This window comes from Primorskyibacter aestuariivivens (genome assembly GCF_028023675.1).
GTDB lineage: Bacteria > Pseudomonadota > Alphaproteobacteria > Rhodobacterales > Rhodobacteraceae > Marinovum > Marinovum aestuariivivens.
The window spans coordinates 156,909-177,484 of record NZ_JAQIOZ010000006.1 but is presented as its reverse complement, the minus strand read 5'-3'; the positions used below and the strand labels follow the sequence as shown (position 1 = coordinate 177,484).

Genomic DNA, 20,576 nt, shown 5'->3' with positions numbered 1-20,576 from the left:
CGCTTGGTGGCGCGGATTGCCACGTTTAGGCTACCAGAAGACCCAAGCCGCTTTCCGAGCGCCACACCCCGATCGAATTTGACCCAATCGTCGGAAATGCTTCACGCCCCGAGCAAATTTTCACCACATTTCCCCGGCATGGTTTGACCGAGGTTTCTCCCGTTCACGGGAAGTGAAAAAGAAAGAGGCAGAAAATGCGAGTTGTGTTTGGATTGGTACTCGTCGCCGGCGTCGCGCTAGCCGGTTTAGCCGTGTACATGGCCAATGGCTATATGAACTCCTACCGTACCGCTCTCAGCAAGGCCAAGTCGCAAGGCGGCGTGGATATGGTCAAAATCTTTGTTGCCAAAGAAAAGCTGAAATACGGCGAAAAGCTTGAAAAATCCATGGTGCGCGTCGTCAACTACCCAACCAGTGCGGTTCCTGATGGTGCCTTCCTGCTCGAAGGGGGGGCCCTGCCCTACTACAAACCCTGGGATGAGTTCGACGAGGACACGCTCGACGAAATGAAACAGACACTCTCGCCTGAAATGCGGGCTGTGAAAGACGGGCTGCGCGTATCTGGCATAGATGATCTCTTCCCCGAAAACGGCCAGGATCGGTTCATCCTTCGCACGATCGAAAAGGGCGAATCGATTCTTGCTATGAAAGTCACCGAACCGGGACAGGATGCAGGCATCACTTCGCGCATCAGCAAAGGCATGCGGGCCTTTGCAATCAAGGTTGACGTTGCCTCGGGCGTATCCGGTTTTCTTCGGCCCGGCGACCGCGTGGATGTCTATTGGACGGGGCGCGTGGAGCAGATCGGAGAACAAAGAAGGGGCAGTCAAGACGTCACAAAGCTGATCGAAACCGGCGTGCAGCTGATCGCCGTAGACCAAACAGCGGACGGGAACAACTCAACCACTACCATCGCACGAACAGTGACCGTGGCCGCGCGACCGCAACAGGTGGCGGCCCTGGCTCAGGCGCAATCCACAGGTCGGTTGTCACTCGCGCTTGTCGGAACCAACGATGACAGCGACGTGGGCGCGGTCGAAGTCGACCAGATGAGCCTTCTGGGACTGGAAGCACCCGAAGAGGAAGTAGTCGTCGAACAGAAAAAGGAAGAGGTCTGCACCATCCGGACCCGCAAAGGAGCTGAGGTGGTCGAGATCCCGATACCCTGCACTAACTGATACCACAATTGGTATCTCGACGAATTCCGAACGCCGCATCTCGTGATGCGGCGTTCATCTTTTGCTACCTGTTGCGAGATACCCACATAAACAGAACGCAAGAAGCTATTGATTCTTGAAAATAAATTCGAAATCGCGCATGCTGGATCAAAATGTGGGCAGTAGACCCACAAAATGAGGCGTGATCGGAAAGGCAGGTCACATGAAAATTACGACGCTGTTCAAAGCCGCCCTTTTGGGCGCGGTTCTCGCTGGTGGCACCGTAACAAGTACCGCTTATGCGGATACGCTTCGCGTGGTACGTCAGGGAACGTCATCTGATCTGAGTGTCCCAATGAACCGGGCGGTCGTGGTCGAAAGCGAAGTTCCCTTTGCGGAACTTTCGATCGCGAACCCGACCATCGCGGATATCTCATCCCTGTCGGACCGGACCATCTATGTGCTTGGGAAAAGCTCTGGCACCACAACCCTGACGTTGCTGGACGCCTCCGGGCGTCTGATCACGAATGTCGATGTCCGCGTGACCCCGGACATCACGGAATTCAAGGAGCGGCTGCGCCAGGTTCTACCCGGCGAAAAGATCGAAGTACGCACGGCCAATGACGGGCTGGTCCTGTCCGGCGTCGTGTCGTCCAAGCAAAAGATGCAGCGCGCTCTCGAACTGGCGGCGATGTATGTTCCACAGGCGGGCGGCAACCGAAACGTCGACAATATCGAACGCGTCTCGAACCTGATGAGCGTCGGTGGGGTTCACCAAGTCATGCTCAAGGTCCGCTTTGCGGAAATGTCGCGCACCGTCTCGAAAAAGCTGGCCTCGTCCCTGGCCTTGGGCGGCGACATTCTCGGCGACAAAGTCGGAGTGAAATTCGGCGGCGGACAGGCGGCTGTTGGAGGCGCCCATGAAGGGATTCTGGGCGGTGCATTCGACAGCAGCACGGATAACGAGGCCTCGTTCAATATCGGCTTCAATGCTGGTGCCGTCGAGGTCTCCCTGCTTCTGGAAGCCCTTGAATCCAAAGGCGTTGTCCGGATGCTTGCGGAACCGAACCTGACCGCCCTCTCGGGTCAGGAAGCAACATTCCTCGCCGGTGGCGAATACCCAGTGCCGGTAGCCGACCAGAACGGGTCGATCCGGATAGAATGGAAACCCTTTGGTGTCGAGCTAGCCTTTATCCCGCGCGTCGTTGACGGCGACATCATCAATCTGGAACTCAAAACTGCGGTCAGCTCGATCGACAATACTCGAGGATTCGTCAACAACGACTTCCAGGTGGACGCTTTCACCCGCCGCGAGGCATCGACCACCGTTGAAATGCGCGACGGGGAAAGCTTTGCGATTGCCGGGCTGCTCGAAGATGACTTCACCGACCTCAATGGGCAAATTCCGTGGCTTGGCGATGTGCCGGTGCTGGGTGCCTTGTTCCGGTCGGCTGAATACCGGCGTGAACAATCCGAACTGGTGATCATCGTAACACCACATCTCGTGACGCCGACCCGTGGCGAAGCGCTGGCCCTCCCGACGGACCGGGTCCGCCCGCCATCGGAAAAGGACCTGTTCCTCTATGGTCGCGTGGCCAGCGATACGGCTTACAAGAAAAAAGGCCCGGTGGCGGAAGTTGCCAAACAGGACTTTTCCGGCTCCTATGGCTATGTGATGGATTGATCGGATGCGGGGGCACATGAAACATATTCTGGCAATCGTAACCCTGGGCGCGCTGGTGGGGTGTTCCCCCGGCCACGGCCCGGTCCAGGGGTCCTTCTACCGCGAAGCGGGGGCATTGATCGACACCGGGAATTTCGGCACAGCCAGCATGAACAATGCTGCATACATGACCGGCGAGAAGAAATGGGTCTATGACCTCTCGCAACGTTTTGCCAACGAGGTCCTGACCACGGTCAACTTTGCCTTCAACAGTTCGGTGCTGGACGCAGGTGCCCGGGATACGCTACGCGAACAGGCCGCATGGATCCGGCAATTCCCCGAGGTTCGTTTCCGCGTCTACGGTCATACCGACTCGGTTGGATCCAACGCGTATAACAAGCATCTCGGCATGCGCCGCGCACAAGCGGTTGTCGCCTTCCTTGCTTCACAGGGCATCTCGCGATCGCGTCTCGAAGCCGTTGTTTCCTTTGGGGAATCGCAGCCGCTCATCGTGACCGAGGGACGCGAACGCCGCAACCGACGCACCGTGACCGAAGTGTCGGGTTTCGTGGCGGGGCATCCGCATCTTCTGGACGGTAACTACGCGGCCGTGGTCTACCGGGAATACGTGGAATCAGCCACCGCGCCAACCGGTCTTTCCGGCGGCGAATCGTCGGGCGAACAGGTTTTCACCGAAGACTAGGAATCTGCATATTCCAATGCGAAAAGGGCGGTTTTCTCCGCCCTTTTTCTTTTCAATTTTTCATTTTTCCGCGTGCCGATCCGCGGAATTTTTGCCGCCCACCGGCCTCTTTAGTTGCCCCTGTACTGGGCGGCATTGTTCACGGAACCAAAGCGAAACCGCGAAAAGACGGAAATTTAGCCGCAATCTCGCCCAGATTGTTTCGCAACTTCCTACCAATCAAATCTGTGCCGCCGGACGTAAACCCGGTGACGCAAACTCCGATTTCAGACCGCGTCCCGGAGCCGAGCAACTCCGGACCGCAGAAGAGGACTGGCATTCGGGGAACAGGCAAAGGATGCGTGGCAATGACTGACGAAACAGCGCTCGAAATGGAAATGGTACCCCTTGTTGCCTGTACGATCAGCCGCGACGTGCAGGAGTTCGAGCTTCTCATCGAGGACATGGAAAACGCTCTTGGTGAGCAATGGGGGGATCTGGGGTTTGACGAAGCCCTGCCCTTCTTTGAACAGGAAGACAGCGAACCGCTGGAATTCATTGCCATCGCAATGGATGCCGAGGACGAAGAAGAACTGCACAAATTGTCGGACATCATCGGTGCAGCCAAGGAGCGTGGAATCAAGGTCATCCTGATTGCAGAAGACGTGTCTCCCGCCGCCCTGCACCACCTATTGCGGAAAGGTGCGGATGAATTCGTCCCTTATCCCCTCCCCGAGAGCGAGCTGCAATTCGCCATTGACCGGCTGCGCGCGACCGAGCCCGAACCGGTGGTGGAAGCCGCCGTTCCCGCGCCCGTCGAAGCCCCTGCTGTCGCGCCGCAGGTCAAACTGCACAAGGGCGCATCCCGCGAAGGTGCCATTCTCGCCATCCACGGCCTGGCCGGCGGCGTTGGTGCGACCACATTCGCGACCAACCTGGCATGGGAACTGGCCACCGTTACAAAAACAGACGCGCCCAAGGTTTGCCTGTTGGATCTCGACCTGCAATTCGGCTCGGTCGCGACCTATCTCGACCTGCCGCGGCGCGACTCGGTCTATGAATTGCTCTCCGACATCGAAAGCATGGACCAGGACAGTTTCAGCCAGGCACTGATGACATTCGAGGACACGATGGAGGTTCTGACGGCCCCGGCCGACATGCTGCCGCTTGACCTGTTGCCCCCGGAAGACATTCAGAAGCTTCTGGACACAGCCCGCGCGCATTTCGACTACGTGATCGTGGATATGCCCAAAACGCTGGTGCAATGGTCCGAAACTGTGCTGCACGCCGCGCATGTGTATTTCGCGATGATCGAGCTGGACATGCGATCGGCCCAGAATGCGCTGCGCATGAAGCGCGCCCTGCAGTCCGAGGACCTGCCGTTTGACAAGCTGCGGTTCATTCTCAACCACGCGCCCAAATTCACCGACCTGTCCGGCAAGAGCCGCGTGAAACGCATGGCCGAAAGCCTTGGCATCGCCATCGAAGTTCAGTTCCCCGACGGCGGCAAACCGGTGCTGCAGGCCTGCGATCACGGTCTGCCGCTGGCCACCGCCGCGGCCAAGAACCCGTTGCGCAAGGAAATCAACAAGCTCGCCGCGTCGCTCATCGAGCTGGGCCGCGACGACGCCGAAGCTGCCTGAGGATAGTCACAGATGTTTTCCAAATACCGCAAAGCGTCTCCCGCAGCCGTGGCCCCCAAGGCCGACAATGTCACGGAACTGCCGCAGTCGTCCGAGAAGAAACCGTCCGTGACCCGCAAGGTGGTGGCCAAGACGTCCCCCGCGCGGGCCGCGCCGACCGACAAGGAACAAAAGCGCAAGGAGCGGATGGGCGAGATCAAGCTCGAACTGCACCGCACGCTTCTGGACAACCTGAACCTTGCCGCGCTGGAACACGCGACCGAGGCCGATCTCAAGGCCGAGATCAATGACATCGCCCAGGAATACCTGAACGAACAGGGTATCGTCCTGAACCGCGAGGATCGCACCACGCTGAATCAGGAACTCTATCACGAGGTCAGGGGACTTGGCCCGCTTGAGCCACTGCTTCAGGACGACATGATCAACGATATCCTGGTCAACGGCCCGAACCAGATCTTCGTGGAACGCGCCGGGCGGCTGGAACTCAGCGATGTGACCTTCAAGGACGAACGCCACCTTCTGCGCATCATCGACAAGATCGTGAGCGCCGTGGGTCGGCGTGTCGATGAATCGAACCCCTATGTTGACGCCCGTCTTGCCGATGGGTCGCGTTTCAACGCCATGGTGCCGCCCATCGCCGTGGATGGCAGCCTTGTTTCCATCCGGAAATTCAAAAAGGAAAAGCTGGGCGTTGACGATCTGGTCAGCTTCGGCGCCTTTACCGAAGAAATGGCAGCGTATCTTCAGGCCGCAGTGGCCTGTCGCCTTAACGTGATCGTCTCGGGCGGTACCGGTTCAGGTAAAACCACCACGCTCAACGCGCTGTCCAGCTTCATCGATGACAGCGAACGCATCCTGACCATCGAGGATACGGCGGAACTTCAGCTGCAACAGACCCATGTGGGCCGGATGGAAAGCCGCCCCGCCAACGTCGAAGGCAAGGGCGCGGTGAGCCAGCGGGACTGTCTGCGAAACGCGCTTCGGATGCGCCCCGACCGCATCATCGTCGGCGAGACGAGGGGCGAGGAAGTCATCGACATGCTCCAGGCCATGAACACTGGCCACGACGGATCGATGACTACGATCCACGCCAACAGCGCCCGCGACGGTGTCAGCCGTCTGGAAAACATGATCGCCATGGCCGGCATCGAAATGCCGATCAAGGCAGTGCGCTCGCAGATCGCGTCCGCTGTGAACCTGATCGTACAGGCCAGTCGTCTTCAGGACGGCTCGCGCCGCATGGTGTCGATCACCGAGGTCACCGGGATGGAAGGCGACGTGATCTCCATGCAGGAGATCTTCCGTTACCAGCGCGTCGGCCTGACCCCTGACAACCGCATCATCGGCCATTTCACGGCAACCGGTGTGCGCAGCCACTATTCCGAGCGCTTCAAGCTCTGGGGCTACGACCTGCCGCCCGCCATCTTTGAACCTTTTGCTGCGGAGTAGATCATGGAAATCAGTGCAGAACCGATCATCTACGGTCTGATCTTCGTCGCGGTCTTTGTGCTGGTCGAAGGTCTTTACCTGACCGTTTTCGGCAAATCCATCAGCCTCAACAGTCGGGTCAACCGCCGGTTGGAGATGCTCGACAAGGGCACGCGCCGCGAAGAGGTTATGGAGAAGCTCCGCAAGGAGATGAACCAGCACCGAAGATCGCGCAAAATACCGCTTTACGCGCTTTTGGCCGCCAAGGCCCAGAAAGCCGCGATCGCCTTTACCCCGCGCCAGCTCATGCTGATCATGGCGGGGCTGTCCTTCATGGCCTATGTCGGGCTGACCGTCGGGACCGAAACAGGTCTGGCCACGCGCGTCGTGGCGGCCATCGCGATGGGTGTTGGTGGCGTCTATACATGGGTGAACATGAAGGCCAACAAACGTATGGCCATGATCGAGGAGCAACTGCCCGACGCCATCGAACTGATCGTGCGTTCGCTCCGCGTTGGCCATCCGTTTTCATCTGCGCTGACCATTGTCTCGAAAGAGGTCAAGGATCCGCTGGCGTCAGAACTTGGCGTCATTTCGGACGAAGCCGCCTATGGCCGCGACGTGGGCGAAGCGCTCAAGGAAATGGCCGAGCGGCTGGATATGCAGGATATGCGCTTTCTTGCCGTGGCTGTGACCATCCAGCAGCAATCGGGTGGTAACCTCGCCGAGGTGCTGGCCGGTCTATCCAAGGTGATCCGCGCGCGATTCCGGTTGTTTCGCCGGGTCAAGGCCATCACCGCCGAGGCCAAATGGTCGGGCAAATTCCTGTCGGGCTTCCCCATCGCCTGTCTGATTTTCATCCAGTTGACCGACCCCCATTACTATGACGATGTGATCGACCATCCATATTTCATTCCGGCATGCTTTGTGGTGTTCGGCTTTCTTGCCGCGAACCTTGTGGTCATGCGGATGCTTGTAAATATCAAGGTGTAAGGACCAGTCTGATGTTTGAACCTGGCGGACTCTTTTACGAACTCATGGGCCCCCTTGCGCCAGTCATTATCGTTGGCGGTCTCGGCATGGTGCTTTTGCTCCTGGCCATTTCCATGCTGCTCAAGCAACGCCAGGATCCGCTCGACAAGCTGCTCGAAAGCCAGAAACAAGGGCGCAGTGCCGCGGCTGGCGGCCCGGTGTTGCGCCATGGCTCGCGCAATCAGAAGCTGGACAAATACGCTGCGTTTCTTGAGCCCAAGGATGCGGAATCCTATTCACAGATCGCACATCAGCTCATGCAGGCGGGCTATCGCGGCAAGGAGGCGGTACGGTATTTCTATGCTGCTCAGGTGGTGCTGGGTGTCGCGGCGCTTGCTGTGGGTTGGGCCTATTACAACTTTGTACTCGGGCCTGACAAAGCCACGACGCAACAGATGGTCATGTATATCCTTGGCCCCGGTGCCGCTGGGTATTATCTACCTAAATACTGGATTACCCGGCGTGCGCAGGCGCGGCACGACCAGATCGAAGAAGGGTTTCCCGACGCACTCGACATGATGCTTGTCTGTGTCGAAGCAGGCCAATCCATGGATCAGTCCATCATCCGGGTGTCAAACGAGATCCAGTCATCCTATCCCGAACTGGCCTATGAATTTCAGGTCGTGGCGCATGAGATCAAGGCCGGTAAGGACAAGGCCTCGGTGCTCAACGACATGGGCGAACGTGTCGGCGTGCAGGACGTCCAGAGCTTTGTGACCGTTCTTGTCCAGTCGCAAACCTTTGGGACATCGGTGGCCGAAGCGCTCAGGGTCTATGCGGGCGAGATGCGCGACAAACGCGTCATGCGGGCCGAGGAAAAAGCCAACAAGCTTCCGACCAAGATGACGCTGGCCACCATGGCGCTGACCGTGCCGCCGCTTCTGATCATTCTGGTCGGGCCTTCGGCGCATGGCATCATGCAGCTTGGCAACCTGCAGTAGCGGCCATCATTGGCAATTCAGCAACGATGCGCGGGAAAATCCCGCGCATTTTGCATTTGCCCGGCTGACTTTTATCGCTGGTGCGGTATCTTGATAAGGTCGGATGCGGGAAAACCCGTGGCGACCAACGCATTGAGGCAACAGCAGAACACAGGACGTCAGGTGGTCATCCACAAACTCGCTGTCTTCGTGGCACTTGCCGCCACGCTTACCGCCTGTTCAGGCGGGGGGTTTTCGCGTGACAAGTCCAGCCCCTTCGCCCCCGAAGTCAATCGCCGCGCCGATCCGGTGGACCAGCTATTGGTCGGCCACCGGTTGCTGGCCGCCGGGGAAAACGAACTTGCACTGGACGCCTTTCACCGGGCCGGGCTGGAGCGGGGGTTGGATGCCGAAGTGCTGTCCGCCCTGGGCACCGCCAATCTTGCGCTGGGGCGTCTGAACCAATCCGAAAAACTGCTGCGGCGCGCCGTCAAAATGGAAGGCGAATGGCCAGAGGTCTGGAACAATCTTGGGGTCGTGCTGATGGAACGCGGCAAAATCGGCGAGGCCGCGCGCGTTTTCGAAAAGGCCTATGCGCTGGACAATGGCGAAAGTGAAGCAATTCGGGACAATCTGCGCTTAGCTCTCGCAAAATTGGAAAATGTGCAGTATGGTGCTGATGAACAACAAGAATACAAATTGGTGCGCAGGGGCAGTTCCGACTATCTGATCCGCAAGACACCATAAAGCATGTTGCTCTTTGATGGGCACCGGTCTGAGCAACCGGGCATGCGACACGGACGACAGGAAGCGCAGGACGCTTCAGAAATAACAATAAGGAGCGCAAAGCGCTTCAGAGGCAAGAGCAGTAAAAGGACGCAAAAATGCGCCATCCCATCCTTGTTTGTCTTGGCCTGGCGGCAATGCTGGGTGCAGCGGCCTGTGAAAAAGGCATCGACAAGAACGCCGTCGATCGCAAATTGCAGGACCTGAACGTCATCGATGAGAGTGATCTCAACGACCTGATGCTGACCTCGTCGGATCCCAATGAATCCGTCGCCTACTTCCAGCGCGCCACAAAGGGCAAACCGGACCGGATCGACCTGCAGCGCGGCCTGGCCACATCCCTGATCCGCGCCAAGCGCCCGACCGAAGCCGTTGCAGCATGGCGCCGTGTTCTGGAGCTTGAAGGCGCCAATGACGGGGACAAGGTCGAACTGGCCGATGCGCTGCTGCGTGATGGGCAATGGGAAGCGGCCGAAACGATGCTCGACAGCATCCCGCCCACCCATGAAACGTTCAAACGTTACCGGCTCGAAGCCATGGTCGCCGACAGCCACAAGGAATGGAAAAAGGCCGATAGTTTCTACGAAACCGCGGTCGGTCTGACAACGACCCCTGCCAGCGTGATGAACAACTGGGGATACTCCAAACTGACGCGGGGCGATTACGAAGACGCCGAAAAGCTGTTCATCCAAGCCATCCGCCAGGATGACAGCCTGTTCACCGCCAAGAACAACCTCGTGCTCGCACGCGGGGCTCAGGGCAATTATTCCCTTCCGGTCATGCCGATGAGCCAGCAAGAGCGCGCGCAATTGCTCTATTCGCTCGGCCTGACGGCGGTGAAACGCGGCGATGTCGAAACCGGCAAGGGCCTGTTCCGCGACGCAATCGAGACCCATCCGCAGTATTTCGAAGCAGCCGTCCGGTCGCTGCGGGCGTTGGAAGAAAACGTGGCGAACTGATCCAATGGCGCTTCAGATCCCGGTCTGGGCAGCGTTGTGGTTCCTGCCCTTCGTTTTGCCTGTCTGTCTCTATGTCAGTTGGTCCGACATGCGCGCCATGCGCATTCCCAATCAGGCTGTGCTGGTTCTGGCGGCGATCTTTCTTGTCATCGGTTTGATCGCCGTGCCGCTGGCCGATTACCCTTGGCGGCTCTTGCAACTGGTCATCGTTCTGGTCATCGGGTTCGTGATGAATGCCACCGGCCTGATCGGAGCCGGAGACGCGAAATTTGCCGCTGCCGCCGCGCCGTTCATCCATCCCGGTGACACGCTGTTTTTGATGATCCTCTTTGCCTGTACCTTGCTGGCCGCCTTTGCCGCGCACCGGCTGGGCAAATACACCCCCCTGCGCCGCGTCGCGCCCGAGTGGAAAAGCTGGGACACCGGAAGCGATTTCCCGATGGGGCTGGCGCTGGGCGGGACTTTGGGGCTCTACCTCATGCTTGGGGCTGTGTTCGGGGCCTGAGCGTCCCGAAAAGGCATCCAATCGCCATTATTCAGTCCGATTTCGGTGCTAGCACCGGGCGCAAGCCCGTGATGAAAGAGGATCACTCCCATGAATATGCAGGTCGGTTCTGTCATCGCCCCCCCGGCGCCCAAACGGATCGAGGAGATGCAACTGCCCATCGTCATGATGCGGGATATCCTGCTCAAGACGATGTTCCGCAAGAACCTTGATCTGGTGACGGAACTGGCGCGCGCGATCTGTTTGCCCGTGCCGGTGACACAGGAACTGGTGGACATGGCGCGGTCCCAACGGCTGTTGCAGGCGACCGGTACGTTGAATGCCAATTCCGGCAATGAGATGGGCTATGAGCTGACCGATGCGGGCAAACAACGCGCGCTCGATGCGCTCGCGCAATCGGAGTATTACGGCGCGATGCCGGTTCCGCTCGATGTCTACCGCGAACAGGTCAAACGCCAGTCGATCCGCAATATCCAGATCACCCGCGACCAACTCACCGGAGCCATGGGCGACCTGATCCTGCCGCCCACCCTACTGGACCAGCTTGGCCCGGCGGTAAGTGCGGGCCGCTCGATCCTGATGTATGGGCCACCGGGCAATGGTAAATCCTCGATCTCCAACGGCATTCGCAACGCCATGGGGGACAAAATCTATGTGCCCCGCGCCATTGAATATGCCGGGCAGGTGATCACCGTCTACGACCCGATCGTGCACTCCAAGGCCGAAGAGCAATTTGACGACCCCAACCAACTGCGCCGCACCGCCAACCGCTATGACACGCGCTATGTGCGCTGCGAACGGCCCACGGTGGTGACCGGGGGGGAATTGTCGCTGTCGATGCTGGACCTTGTCTATAACCCCACCGCGCGGACCTATCAGGCGCCGTTGCAGCTCAAATCCACCGGCGGCATCTTTATCGTCGACGACCTTGGCCGTCAGGAAGAACCGCCGCAAGCGCTGGTCAACCGCTGGATCGTGCCGCTGGAGGAAAGCAAGGATATCCTTGCCCTGCAATCGGGTGAGAAATTCGAAGTACCGTTTGACACGCTGGTCGTGTTTTCCACCAACTTCCACCCGAACGAGATTTTCGACCAAGCGGCACTGCGCCGGATCTTCTTCAAGATCAAGATCGACGGACCGGACCAACGCGATTTCCTGCGCATCTTCTCCATGGTGGCCAGGAAAAAGGGCCTGCCGCTGGATGAAGACAGCCTGATCTACCTGCTTCAGAAGAAATATCCGACGATCAAGAATGTCTATGCGAACTACCAGCCGGTGTTCCTGATCGACCAGATCCTGTCGATCTGTGCCTTTGAGGGTGTCGCGCCCAAGATGACGCCGAAATTCGTCGAACGCGCCTGGGCGAATATGTTCGTCAAGGACGAAAAGATCGTGAAGTGATACCGGCGAGCAATTCCAGCAAAAGTGGGCGCCAGTTTTGCTGGAATTGCGTTTTGAGAAGGAGCGCCTATGGCGCGCTTGTTTGAGCCGCTTCGCGGCGGAATGAGGGGGCTGTCTGCCCCCTCAAACACCCCCGAAGGTATTTTTGAACAGAAGAAGAACATAGTGGTTTTGACCTGCCAGGTTCCGCGCTAGATTTGGCGGATGTCTGGTCTGCCTTCCATAATCGAAAACTGGTTTCCCGCGCGCAACTGGACCATCCATCCGCATCAGCGGGAGATGGTGGCGCGCGCCGATACGCCGGCCTCGTTGCTCATTGCGCCCACTGGCGGCGGCAAGACCATGGCCGGGTTCTTACCCACGCTGGCGGAACTGGCAGCGGGCGGACATGACGGGCTGCATACGCTTTATGTCTCACCGCTCAAGGCGTTGGCCGCCGATATTCGCCGCAACCTGAGCCGTCCGGTCGAAGAGATGGGCCTGCCCATCCGGATCGAGGACCGCACCGGCGACACGTCCTATAGCATCAAGCGCCGCCAGCGCGCCGACCCGCCGCATATCCTTTTGACCACGCCAGAGAGCCTTGCGCTGATGATCTCCTACGAAGACGCTCCGCGCATCTTTCAAGGGCTCCAGCGGATCGTGGCGGATGAGATTCACGCCTTGGCCGAGAGCAAGCGGGGGGATCAACTCATGCTGTCGCTGGCTCGGCTTCAGACGCTCTGTCCTGACTTGCGCCGCGTGGGACTGTCGGCCACGGTCGAAGATCCGGCAGCGATTGCCCGTTTCCTCGCGCGTCACCCCGACCCCTGCCCGATCATTCAGGCCGATTCCGGACCCGAGCCTGATATCGCCATGCTGGACCTGCCCGATCCGCCGCCCTGGTCGGGAGGCGGCGGGGGCTATGCGATTCCGCAGGTGCTGGAAGCCGTGCATGCCCATAAGACCACGCTGATCTTTCACAACACTCGCGCCCAGGCCGAGATTTTCTTTCACAACCTGTGGCTCGCCAATGATGAGGGCCTGCCCATCGGCATCCACCACGGATCGCTGGACCGGGCGCAGCGCGAAAAGGTCGAGGCCGCTATGGTCCGGGGGGAGTTGCGCGCCATCGTCTGCACCGGGTCGCTCGACCTGGGAATTGACTGGGGCGATGTGGATCTGGTGATCCAGGTCGGCGCGCCGAAGAATGTGAAGCGGCTGATACAGCGGATCGGGCGGGCCAATCACCGCTACAATGCGCCCTCCAAGGCGCGGCTTGTGCCCGCCAACCGGTTCGAGATCGTCGAATGTCACGCCGCCTTGCAGGCGGCGAGAGATCACGATCTGGATGGCGAGCCGCGCGGGCCCGGGCCACTGGATGTGCTGTGCCAGCATATCCTGATCGCCGCCTGCGCCGCGCCTTTTGACGCTGATGCGCTCTATGACGAGATGCGCAGCGCCGGGCCATATGCGGAGCTTTCGCGCGACGCCTTTGACGCCTGTCTCGAATTCTGCGCCACGGGCGGCTATGCGTTGCGGGCCTATGATCAATGGCAACGTCTGAAACAGGTACCGGACGGGCGCTGGCAGTTGCGTGATCCGCGCGCGGCAAAGCTGATCCGGATGAATATCGGCACCATTCAGGACGCCGACCTGCTCAAGGTACGCTGGCGCGGGCGCGGCAAGCCGCTGGGCGAGGTGGAAGAGGGTTTTGCCGCCTCGCTCACCGCAGGCGATACGTTCCTGATTGGTGGGCAAATCGTGCGCTATGACGGGCTGCGCGAGATGACGGTCGAGGTCAGCCGCGCCGCCACCCGCAAGCCCAAGATCGCCACGTTCAGCGGCACGAAATTCGCCACCTCGACCCAGCTGAGCCAGCGCATCCTCACCATGTTCGAGGCAGAGGACTGGCCCTTTCTGCCCGATCACACGCGACACTGGCTGCAGCTGCAACGCAAGGTCAGCAAGCTGCCTCAAAAGGGCCGGTTGCTCATCGAGAGCTTTCCCCATGATGGGCGGGAGCATGCCTGTATCTACGGATTTGCCGGGCGCAACGCGCAGCAGACGCTTGGGCTGTTGCTCAGTAAACGACTGGAGGAATTGGGTCTTGATCCGCTGGGCTTTGTCTCCACCGATTACGCCACTCTGATCTGGGGGTTAAAGCCGTTGACCGATCCGGCACCGCTGTTCGACCTTGCAGCATTGGAGGACGGTCTGGATGGGTGGCTTGCGGGCAATGCCGTCATGAAGCGCACCTTTCGCGCCTCTGCCACCATTGCCGGGCTGATCCAGCGCAATACGCCCGGCCAGCGCAAATCCGGGCGGCAGGCGACGTTTTCAAGCGATATCCTCTATGACACGCTGTTGAAATACGATCCCGATCACCTGTTGATGCGGATCACCCGAACCGAGGCGATGCGCGGACTGGTCGATTTCGACCGCATCCGGGACATGGCCCAGCGCATCGGCGGGCGCGTGGACCTGTTGAGATTACAGCGCGTCACACCGCTGGCCGCGCCACTGTTTCTGGAAGCCGGGCGTGTCCCGGTTCAGAGCAGCGTTCAAGAGCGTATGCTGGAAGAAGAAGCCGCAGCCCTGATGGCAGAGGCCGGCATTGATAAGATATAGCTGTTTCGTATCGCCCACGGACAAAAGCGCTTGATCTCAGGATCACAAACCAACATGAACATATCATGAACACACACAGCTTCACCCTGGCCGGTCAGTCGCTCATGGCGCGCCCCTCGGGCACGCTCTACTGGCCTGAGCGAAAGCTGCTTTGTGTCTCTGATCTGCATCTGGGGAAATCGGTCCGGCAAGCACGCCGCAATGGCGCGCAATTGCCGCCCTATGACCTGCAGGACACGCTGGCGCGGCTTGAGGGCGAGATCAACGAAACCGGCGCGCTTACTGTGCTCTGCCTTGGCGACAGTTTCGATGACCTGATGGCTCTGGACGAATTGCCGGACATGGCGCGGCTCTGGATCACACGGCTTCAGGCCGGGCGACACTGGATCTGGATCGAGGGAAATCACGATCCCGGCCCTGTGTCTTTGGGCGGGACACATCTGGCCGAATTGAATGTGTTAGGGCTGACATTCCGCCACGAAGCCGATCCCGAACAAAACGCCGAAATCTCTGGCCACTTCCATCCCAAGGCGCGGTTGCGCACCCGGGCCGGCATGGTTTCGCGCCCCTGTTTCCTGTTGGACAACACCCGTTTGATCCTGCCCGCCTTTGGCACCTACACGGGCGGCCTGCGTTGCGAGGATGCGCCGCTTTGTGACCTGATGGGGCCAGAGGCGATTGCGATCCTGACGGGCGCGCGTGCCTTGGCCGTGCCCATGCCACGTGGTCAGAACAGGTCGGGCCGGGCCGCTTCAAGCTCGGGGCGGTAGGTTCGGCTCACAGGAATTTCGTCACCATTGCTCAGCAGAACAAACAGCTTCTCCTTGCGCCGCGTCAGCCCGTCAATCGCGTCCAGATTCACCCAATGCGATCGATGCACACAGCAGCCGGGAACCGGCTCCATCTCACGCACCGCATCTGCAAACCGCATTCGGATCTGCTCTGACCCCTGTGCGGAAATCACATCGATCAGATGATTGTTGGCCGACAAGCGGAGTATTCTTGCTTCGGGGCATTGCAGTCGTGAGGCCAGTCTCGGGCGCAGAGCGTCGGGGCAGGGCTCTGGCGCTGGCTCCACATAGGCCGCGACCACCGAGCCATTTGCGACCGTCGGGCGCAGCGTTTCCAGCAATGCAAACACCGGAATGGACGTGGCAAACACCCGGAACGCGATCAGGAACGGGCTGTCATCCATATCCGGAAACCCAAGAACGAACAGTTCATTCCAGGCAATGAGAACCGGAGAATAGATCACGGTCACCAAACCAACCGCCTTGGCCGCGGTCTTGAACATGTGTCCGTCCGGGGTCAGCCTTCGGGCAATACAATCGACCATATCCGCCAGAATGATCCCCCCTGCGACAATGCCGCCCCAGTAAAGAAATCGAGCCCAAATCGGCAGGATTCCGTAACTGTCATAGGGCTGAGAGACCACCCCCAAGACGGAGAGGCAAATCCAAATCACCAGCGCGATGGGGGAACGCATGAGGTTCGCAAACCGCGCCTTTAGTGTCTGCGCCAGAGTGGCGTCCTGAGCCTGGGGTGCCGCTGTTTTCTGCTCGTCAATCATATTACTCGTAACAAAGCGCTTTGGTTGATGCCGGACTTGCTGTGAAAGCAAGTATCCATTTACCTTTACAGCGCGTGTATGAAAACCGTCATGGGAAAGAGATGCAAATATCCCCTAAAAGAAAAGCAGAGTTGCGAGACAGCTTTTCGCGCCAAACGATCATGGCAACTTTCGGCGCTGAATTGGTGGAGCTGGACAAGGGCCATGTGGTGATCGAAGCGCCAATCAGCCCCGGCGCATTGCAGCAGCACGGATTTGCGCATGCTGGCCTGACCTTCACTTTAGGCGACAGTGCGGCTGGCTATGCTGCGATGACATGGATCCCCGAAGGGCAGGATGTCATGACGGTCGAGATGAAGATCAACCTGATCGCGCCCGCCAAGGGCGACATGCTGCGCGCCACAGGCGAAGTTGTCCGCCCCGGGCGACGTTTGTTGGTGGTCAGGTCCGTTGTCACCGCAGTCGAGAACGGGCGGGAAACCGATGTCGCCCTGCTTCAGGGGACGATGATTCCCGCCTGATCCGCTCGCCTTATCTTATGCGGTCAGCCCCTGCGGAGCCTCCAGCCCATTGGCCCGGCAGCAGGCGGTCAGCGTGTTGGCCAGCAGGCAGGCAATGGTCATCGGCCCCACCCCGCCCGGCACCGGGGTGATGGCTCCGGCCACTTCGGCGCAGCTTGCAAAATCGCAATCCCCAACCAGCCGGGTCTTGACGCTGCCATCCTCATTTGTGCCCTTTTCCGGCGCGTCAATACGGTTGATGCCCACGTCGATCACCGTTGCCCCCGGTTTGATCCAGTCGCCCGGCACCATTTCCGCCCGGCCCACTGCGGCCACGACGATATCCGCCCCGCGCACCACATCTGCGATGTCCTTGGTGCGGCTATGGGCGATGGTAACGGTGCAGCTGTCTCGAAGCAGAAGCTGGGCCATCGGTTTGCCGACGATGTTCGACCGCCCGATTACCACCGCATTCATCCCCGACAGGCTCCCGTGGTGATCGCGCAGCATCATGAGACAGCCGAGCGGCGTGCAGGGCACCATCGCGTTCTGCCCGGTGGCCAGACGCCCGACATTGGAGATATGGAACCCGTCCACATCCTTGTCCGGGTTGATCGAATTGATCACCAGATCCTCGTCCAGATGCCCCGGCAGCGGCAGCTGAACCAGAATACCATGCACGGCCGGATCATTGTTGAGCTGGTCAATCAGCGCCAACAGATCGGCCTCGGACGTGTCAGCATCAAGCTTGTGCTCAAAGGAATTCATCCCCGCTTCGACGGTCTGCTTGCCCTTTGAGCGCACGTAAACCTGACTGGCGGGGTCTTCGCCCACCAGCACCACGGCAAGACCCGGGGTGATCCCGTGCTCTTCCTTGAGCCGCGCTACATGGGTCGCCACCTCGCCGCGCACCTTTGCGGAAAACGCCTTGCCGTCAATGATCTCAGCCGTCATCGTCTCGTCCTCTCAAAATTCCGTCCGGGCATAGCTGTCCCGGTAATGCTCCATTTGCATCCGCGTGGCCAGCACCGCGTTCTTCATCAGCGTGGCCACCGTCACCGGTCCCACGCCACCCGGTACCGGCGTGATCCAGCCCGCCACCGCGGCGCAACTGGCAAAATCCGCATCCCCAACCGTGCGCGGCCCCTCGGGGGTGTCCACACGGTTGATGCCAATGTCAATCAACGCCGCGCCGGGTTTGATCATATCGCCGGTCACAAGCCCCGGTTTGCCCACCGCTACAAAAACCGCATCCGACGCCCGGCTGTGCATCGCCACCGAGCGCGTCATGTGGTGGCACACCGTCACCGTCGCGCCCAGCCCCATGAGCAGAAAGGCAATCGGCTTGCCGACAATCTCGGAATGCCCGATCACGGTCACGTCCAACCCTTCGAGGGTCAGCGGCAAGGTCTTGAGGATCTCCACCGCCGCGACGGCGGTACAGGGGCCAAGCGCCAGATCGTTATAGACGATATTGCCGATGGACGCGGGATGCATGCCCTCGACATCCTTGAGCGGATGCACGGCTTTTTGCAGCACCTTGACCGGAATATGTACAGGCAGCGGACGCTGAATGATGATCCCGTTCACGCGCGGGTCGCCATTGAGGCCCTGCAGGATGCCGATCAACTGCTCAAGCGAGGTTTCCTCGGGATAGGCCCGCGCCTCGAACTGCACGCCCGCGGCTTCGGCGCTGCGCTGCTGGTTGCGCACGTAAAGCTCTGCCGCCGCCGTATCCCCGACCGAGATCGACACAAGCCGCGGTGCCCAGCCCTCATTCGCCAGCTCGGCCGCGTCGGCGGCCACCTCGCCGCGCATGCGGGCGGCAATGGCCTTGCCATCAATCAACGCGGCACGCTGCATGACATCACTCATGGATACGTCCTGTTAAGCAGAAAACCCGGGGGCTTCTCTGGCTTTGTTAATATCCCCGCCGGAGGCAGGAACCGCCAAAGCGGCGACCGGGTTGGCCGGGGTTCGATGCCCCGGCCAACCCGCCCATTGATCAGAACAGGCCTTCGATCTGGCCGTCCGCGTTCAGGCGGATGTTTTCCGACGCAGGAACGGACGGCAGGCCCGGCATGGTCATGATCTCACCGCAGATCACCACAACGAAACCGGCCCCGGCCGACAGGCGCACTTCGCGCACCGGCACCGAATGGCCGACCGGCGCACCGCGGCGGTTGGGATCGGTCGTGAAGCTGTACTGCGTTTTGGCCATGCAGATCGGGAGGTTGCCATACCCGGCGGCTTCCCATTCGCGCAGCTGATTGCGGATCTTGGCATCGGCCAGCACTTCGTCCGCACGGTAGATCGACTTGGCAATGCGTTCGATCTTCTCGAACAGCGGCATCTCGTCCCGATAGAGCGGGGCGAATTGCGAAATGCCGCTATCGGCGATCTGCGCCACGCGCTTGGCCAGCTCTTCGGTGCCTTCCGAGCCTTTGGCCCAGTGCTGGCACAGGATCGCTTCCGAGCCTTGGGTTTCCACGTAATCCTTGACCGCCTGCACCTCGGCATCAGTATCGGTGACAAAGTGGTTGATCGCCACGACGACCGGCACGCCAAAGCTCTTCACGTTCTGGATGTGACGCCCGAGGTTATCGCAGCCGTCCTTGACCGCCTCGACGTTTTCCGCGCCCAGATCGGCCTTGGCCACGCCGCCATTCATCTTCATCGCGCGCACGGTGGCCACCAGCACCACACAATCGGGCGCAAGACCTGCCTTGCGGCATTTGATGTTCATGAATTTCTCGGCACCCAGGTCCGCGCCAAAGCCCGCCTCGGTCACCACGTAATCCGCCACTTTGAGCGCCGTCGTCGTCGCCATGACCGAGTTGCAGCCATGCGCGATATTGGCAAACGGGCCGCCATGCACGAAGGCCGGGTTGTTCTCCAGCGTCTGTACCAGGTTGGGTTGCATCGCGTCCTTGAGCAGCACGGTCATTGCGCCATCGGCCTTGATGTCGCGGCAGGTGATCGGCTCGCGGTCGCGGGTATAGGCCACGATGATATCGCCCAGACGGCGCTCGAGATCCTGAAGCGAGGTGGCGAGGCAGAGGATCGCCATGACTTCGGACGCCACGGTGATGTCGAACCCGGTCTGACGCGGGAAACCGTTGGCCACACCGCCCAAGCTTGTCACCACATCGCGCAGCGCCCGGTCATTCATGTCCAGCACCCGGCGCCACACCACCCGGCGCTCGTCGATGCCCAGCTTGTTGCCCCAGTAGATGTGGTTGTCGATCATCGCCGACAGCAGGTTATGCGCGGTGGTGATGGCGTGGAAGTCGCCGGTGAAGTGAAGGTTCATGTCCTCCATCGGCACGATCTGCGCATAGCCGCCACCGGCCGCGCCGCCCTTCATGCCAAAGTTCGGCCCGAGCGAGGCTTCGCGGATGCACACCGCCGCCTTCTTGCCGATACGGTTCAGACCATCGCCCAGACCGACGGTTGTGGTGGTCTTGCCCTCACCCGCAGGCGTCGGGTTGATCGCGGTGACAAGGATCAGCTTGCCATTTTCACGGTCCTGCACCGAGTTGATGAAGTCCTGGCTGACCTTGGCCTTGTCATGGCCATAGGGCAGCAGGTGCTCGCTGGGAATATCCAGCTTGGCGCCGATCTCCTGGATCGGCTTCTTGTTCGCTTCGCGGGCGATTTCGATGTCGGATTTGTAGGACATGGTGGTGACTCCCAATGGATTTGCGCCACCCTTACCGC

Annotated in this window: 18 protein-coding genes; 14 read left to right on the top strand and 4 right to left on the bottom strand. The window is 60.0% G+C overall.

The genetic code is table 11. The features are described 5' to 3' along the window. Positions 1-194: 194 nt before the first annotated feature. The 13 genes from cpaB to pdeM all read left to right on the top strand — a co-directional run bounded on the left by cpaB (position 195) and on the right by pdeM (position 15,556). The gene (cpaB, locus tag PGB28_RS08230) at positions 195-1,178 is read left to right on the top strand and encodes a Flp pilus assembly protein CpaB (RefSeq protein ID WP_271421027.1); all 984 of its coding nucleotides are present in this window, start codon (positions 195-197) and stop codon (positions 1,176-1,178) included. Between the two features lie 202 nt (positions 1,179-1,380). Continuing rightward, on the top strand, positions 1,381-2,841 hold the full coding sequence (locus PGB28_RS08225) for a type II and III secretion system protein family protein (protein ID WP_271421026.1): 1,461 nt from the start codon (positions 1,381-1,383) through the stop codon (positions 2,839-2,841). Between the two features lie 16 nt (positions 2,842-2,857). Continuing rightward, positions 2,858-3,523, top strand: coding sequence for an OmpA family protein (locus tag PGB28_RS08220; RefSeq protein WP_271421025.1), 666 nt, complete (start codon positions 2,858-2,860; stop codon positions 3,521-3,523). A 347-nt stretch (positions 3,524-3,870) separates the two neighbouring features. Then, positions 3,871-5,145, top strand: coding sequence for an AAA family ATPase (locus PGB28_RS08215; RefSeq protein WP_271421024.1), 1,275 nt, complete (start codon positions 3,871-3,873; stop codon positions 5,143-5,145). A gap of 12 nt (positions 5,146-5,157) precedes the next feature. Further along, positions 5,158-6,594 (top strand): CpaF family protein, encoded by a 1,437-nt coding sequence (locus tag PGB28_RS08210; protein WP_271421023.1) that lies wholly within the window; start codon positions 5,158-5,160, stop codon positions 6,592-6,594. Positions 6,595-6,597: 3 nt separating this feature from the next. Beyond that, entirely contained in the window at positions 6,598-7,566 is a 969-nt protein-coding gene (locus tag PGB28_RS08205; RefSeq protein WP_271421022.1) for a type II secretion system F family protein, read from the top strand. An 11-nt stretch (positions 7,567-7,577) separates the two neighbouring features. Continuing rightward, positions 7,578-8,546, top strand: coding sequence for a type II secretion system F family protein (locus PGB28_RS08200; RefSeq protein WP_271421021.1), 969 nt, complete (start codon positions 7,578-7,580; stop codon positions 8,544-8,546). A 189-nt stretch (positions 8,547-8,735) separates the two neighbouring features. Beyond that, on the top strand, positions 8,736-9,272 hold the full coding sequence (locus PGB28_RS08195) for a tetratricopeptide repeat protein (protein WP_271421180.1): 537 nt from the start codon (positions 8,736-8,738) through the stop codon (positions 9,270-9,272). Positions 9,273-9,409: 137 nt separating this feature from the next. Continuing rightward, entirely contained in the window at positions 9,410-10,270 is an 861-nt protein-coding gene (locus PGB28_RS08190; RefSeq protein ID WP_271421020.1) for a tetratricopeptide repeat protein, read from the top strand. 4 nt (positions 10,271-10,274) lie between these two features. Beyond that, a complete protein-coding gene (locus PGB28_RS08185; RefSeq protein WP_271421019.1) occupies positions 10,275-10,775 on the top strand; it encodes a prepilin peptidase in 501 nt (166 codons plus the stop codon). Positions 10,776-10,865: 90 nt separating this feature from the next. Then, the gene (locus PGB28_RS08180; protein WP_271421018.1) at positions 10,866-12,176 is read left to right on the top strand and encodes an ATPase; all 1,311 of its coding nucleotides are present in this window, start codon (positions 10,866-10,868) and stop codon (positions 12,174-12,176) included. A gap of 204 nt (positions 12,177-12,380) precedes the next feature. Next, entirely contained in the window at positions 12,381-14,786 is a 2,406-nt protein-coding gene (locus PGB28_RS08175; protein WP_271421017.1) for a ligase-associated DNA damage response DEXH box helicase, read from the top strand. Positions 14,787-14,851: 65 nt separating this feature from the next. Further along, the gene (pdeM, locus tag PGB28_RS08170) at positions 14,852-15,556 is read left to right on the top strand and encodes a ligase-associated DNA damage response endonuclease PdeM (RefSeq protein WP_271421016.1); all 705 of its coding nucleotides are present in this window, start codon (positions 14,852-14,854) and stop codon (positions 15,554-15,556) included. Here pdeM and PGB28_RS08165 read toward each other — a convergent pair. Beyond that, entirely contained in the window at positions 15,514-16,272 is a 759-nt protein-coding gene (locus PGB28_RS08165) for a LytTR family DNA-binding domain-containing protein (RefSeq protein WP_271421015.1), read from the bottom strand. The genes pdeM and PGB28_RS08165 overlap by 43 nt on opposite strands. 185 nt (positions 16,273-16,457) lie before the next feature. On the opposite strand from PGB28_RS08165, the gene PGB28_RS08160 reads away from it, so the two are divergent. After that, positions 16,458-16,877 carry a PaaI family thioesterase gene (locus PGB28_RS08160; RefSeq protein ID WP_271421179.1) on the top strand — a complete coding sequence of 140 codons (420 nt, stop codon included), beginning with the start codon at positions 16,458-16,460 and terminating at the stop codon, positions 16,875-16,877. 15 nt (positions 16,878-16,892) lie between these two features. Here the strand turns inward: PGB28_RS08160 and folD are convergent, their stop codons facing one another. From folD to PGB28_RS08145, 3 genes are all read right to left on the bottom strand, one after another. After that, positions 16,893-17,810: a bifunctional methylenetetrahydrofolate dehydrogenase/methenyltetrahydrofolate cyclohydrolase FolD gene (folD, locus tag PGB28_RS08155; protein ID WP_271421014.1), complete on the bottom strand. Its 918-nt coding sequence runs from the start codon at positions 17,808-17,810 to the stop codon at positions 16,893-16,895. A gap of 12 nt (positions 17,811-17,822) precedes the next feature. Further along, on the bottom strand, positions 17,823-18,731 hold the full coding sequence (locus PGB28_RS08150) for a bifunctional 5,10-methylenetetrahydrofolate dehydrogenase/5,10-methenyltetrahydrofolate cyclohydrolase (RefSeq protein WP_271421013.1): 909 nt from the start codon (positions 18,729-18,731) through the stop codon (positions 17,823-17,825). Between the two features lie 130 nt (positions 18,732-18,861). Then, entirely contained in the window at positions 18,862-20,538 is a 1,677-nt protein-coding gene (locus tag PGB28_RS08145; protein WP_271421012.1) for a formate--tetrahydrofolate ligase, read from the bottom strand. Positions 20,539-20,576: the final 38 nt, after the last annotated feature.

What these genes read in the sequence shown, in the direction of transcription:
- cpaB (WP_271421027.1), top strand. Translation starts at nt 195, where the DNA reads ATGCGAGTTGTGTTTGGATTGGTACTCGTCGCCGGCGTCGCGCTAGCC.
- PGB28_RS08225 (WP_271421026.1), top strand. Translation starts at nt 1,381, where the DNA reads ATGAAAATTACGACGCTGTTCAAAGCCGCCCTTTTGGGCGCGGTTCTC.
- PGB28_RS08220 (WP_271421025.1), top strand. Translation starts at nt 2,858, where the DNA reads ATGAAACATATTCTGGCAATCGTAACCCTGGGCGCGCTGGTGGGGTGT.
- PGB28_RS08215 (WP_271421024.1), top strand. Translation starts at nt 3,871, where the DNA reads ATGACTGACGAAACAGCGCTCGAAATGGAAATGGTACCCCTTGTTGCC.
- PGB28_RS08210 (WP_271421023.1), top strand. Translation starts at nt 5,158, where the DNA reads ATGTTTTCCAAATACCGCAAAGCGTCTCCCGCAGCCGTGGCCCCCAAG.
- PGB28_RS08205 (WP_271421022.1), top strand. Translation starts at nt 6,598, where the DNA reads ATGGAAATCAGTGCAGAACCGATCATCTACGGTCTGATCTTCGTCGCG.
- PGB28_RS08200 (WP_271421021.1), top strand. Translation starts at nt 7,578, where the DNA reads ATGTTTGAACCTGGCGGACTCTTTTACGAACTCATGGGCCCCCTTGCG.
- PGB28_RS08190 (WP_271421020.1), top strand. Translation starts at nt 9,410, where the DNA reads ATGCGCCATCCCATCCTTGTTTGTCTTGGCCTGGCGGCAATGCTGGGT.
- PGB28_RS08185 (WP_271421019.1), top strand. Translation starts at nt 10,275, where the DNA reads ATGGCGCTTCAGATCCCGGTCTGGGCAGCGTTGTGGTTCCTGCCCTTC.
- PGB28_RS08180 (WP_271421018.1), top strand. Translation starts at nt 10,866, where the DNA reads ATGAATATGCAGGTCGGTTCTGTCATCGCCCCCCCGGCGCCCAAACGG.
- PGB28_RS08175 (WP_271421017.1), top strand. Translation starts at nt 12,381, where the DNA reads ATGTCTGGTCTGCCTTCCATAATCGAAAACTGGTTTCCCGCGCGCAAC.
- pdeM (WP_271421016.1), top strand. Translation starts at nt 14,852, where the DNA reads ATGAACACACACAGCTTCACCCTGGCCGGTCAGTCGCTCATGGCGCGC.
- PGB28_RS08165 (WP_271421015.1), bottom strand. Translation starts at nt 16,272, where the DNA reads ATGCGTTCCCCCATCGCGCTGGTGATTTGGATTTGCCTCTCCGTCTTG.
- PGB28_RS08160 (WP_271421179.1), top strand. Translation starts at nt 16,458, where the DNA reads ATGCAAATATCCCCTAAAAGAAAAGCAGAGTTGCGAGACAGCTTTTCG.
- folD (WP_271421014.1), bottom strand. Translation starts at nt 17,810, where the DNA reads ATGACGGCTGAGATCATTGACGGCAAGGCGTTTTCCGCAAAGGTGCGC.
- PGB28_RS08150 (WP_271421013.1), bottom strand. Translation starts at nt 18,731, where the DNA reads ATGAGTGATGTCATGCAGCGTGCCGCGTTGATTGATGGCAAGGCCATT.
- PGB28_RS08145 (WP_271421012.1), bottom strand. Translation starts at nt 20,538, where the DNA reads ATGTCCTACAAATCCGACATCGAAATCGCCCGCGAAGCGAACAAGAAG.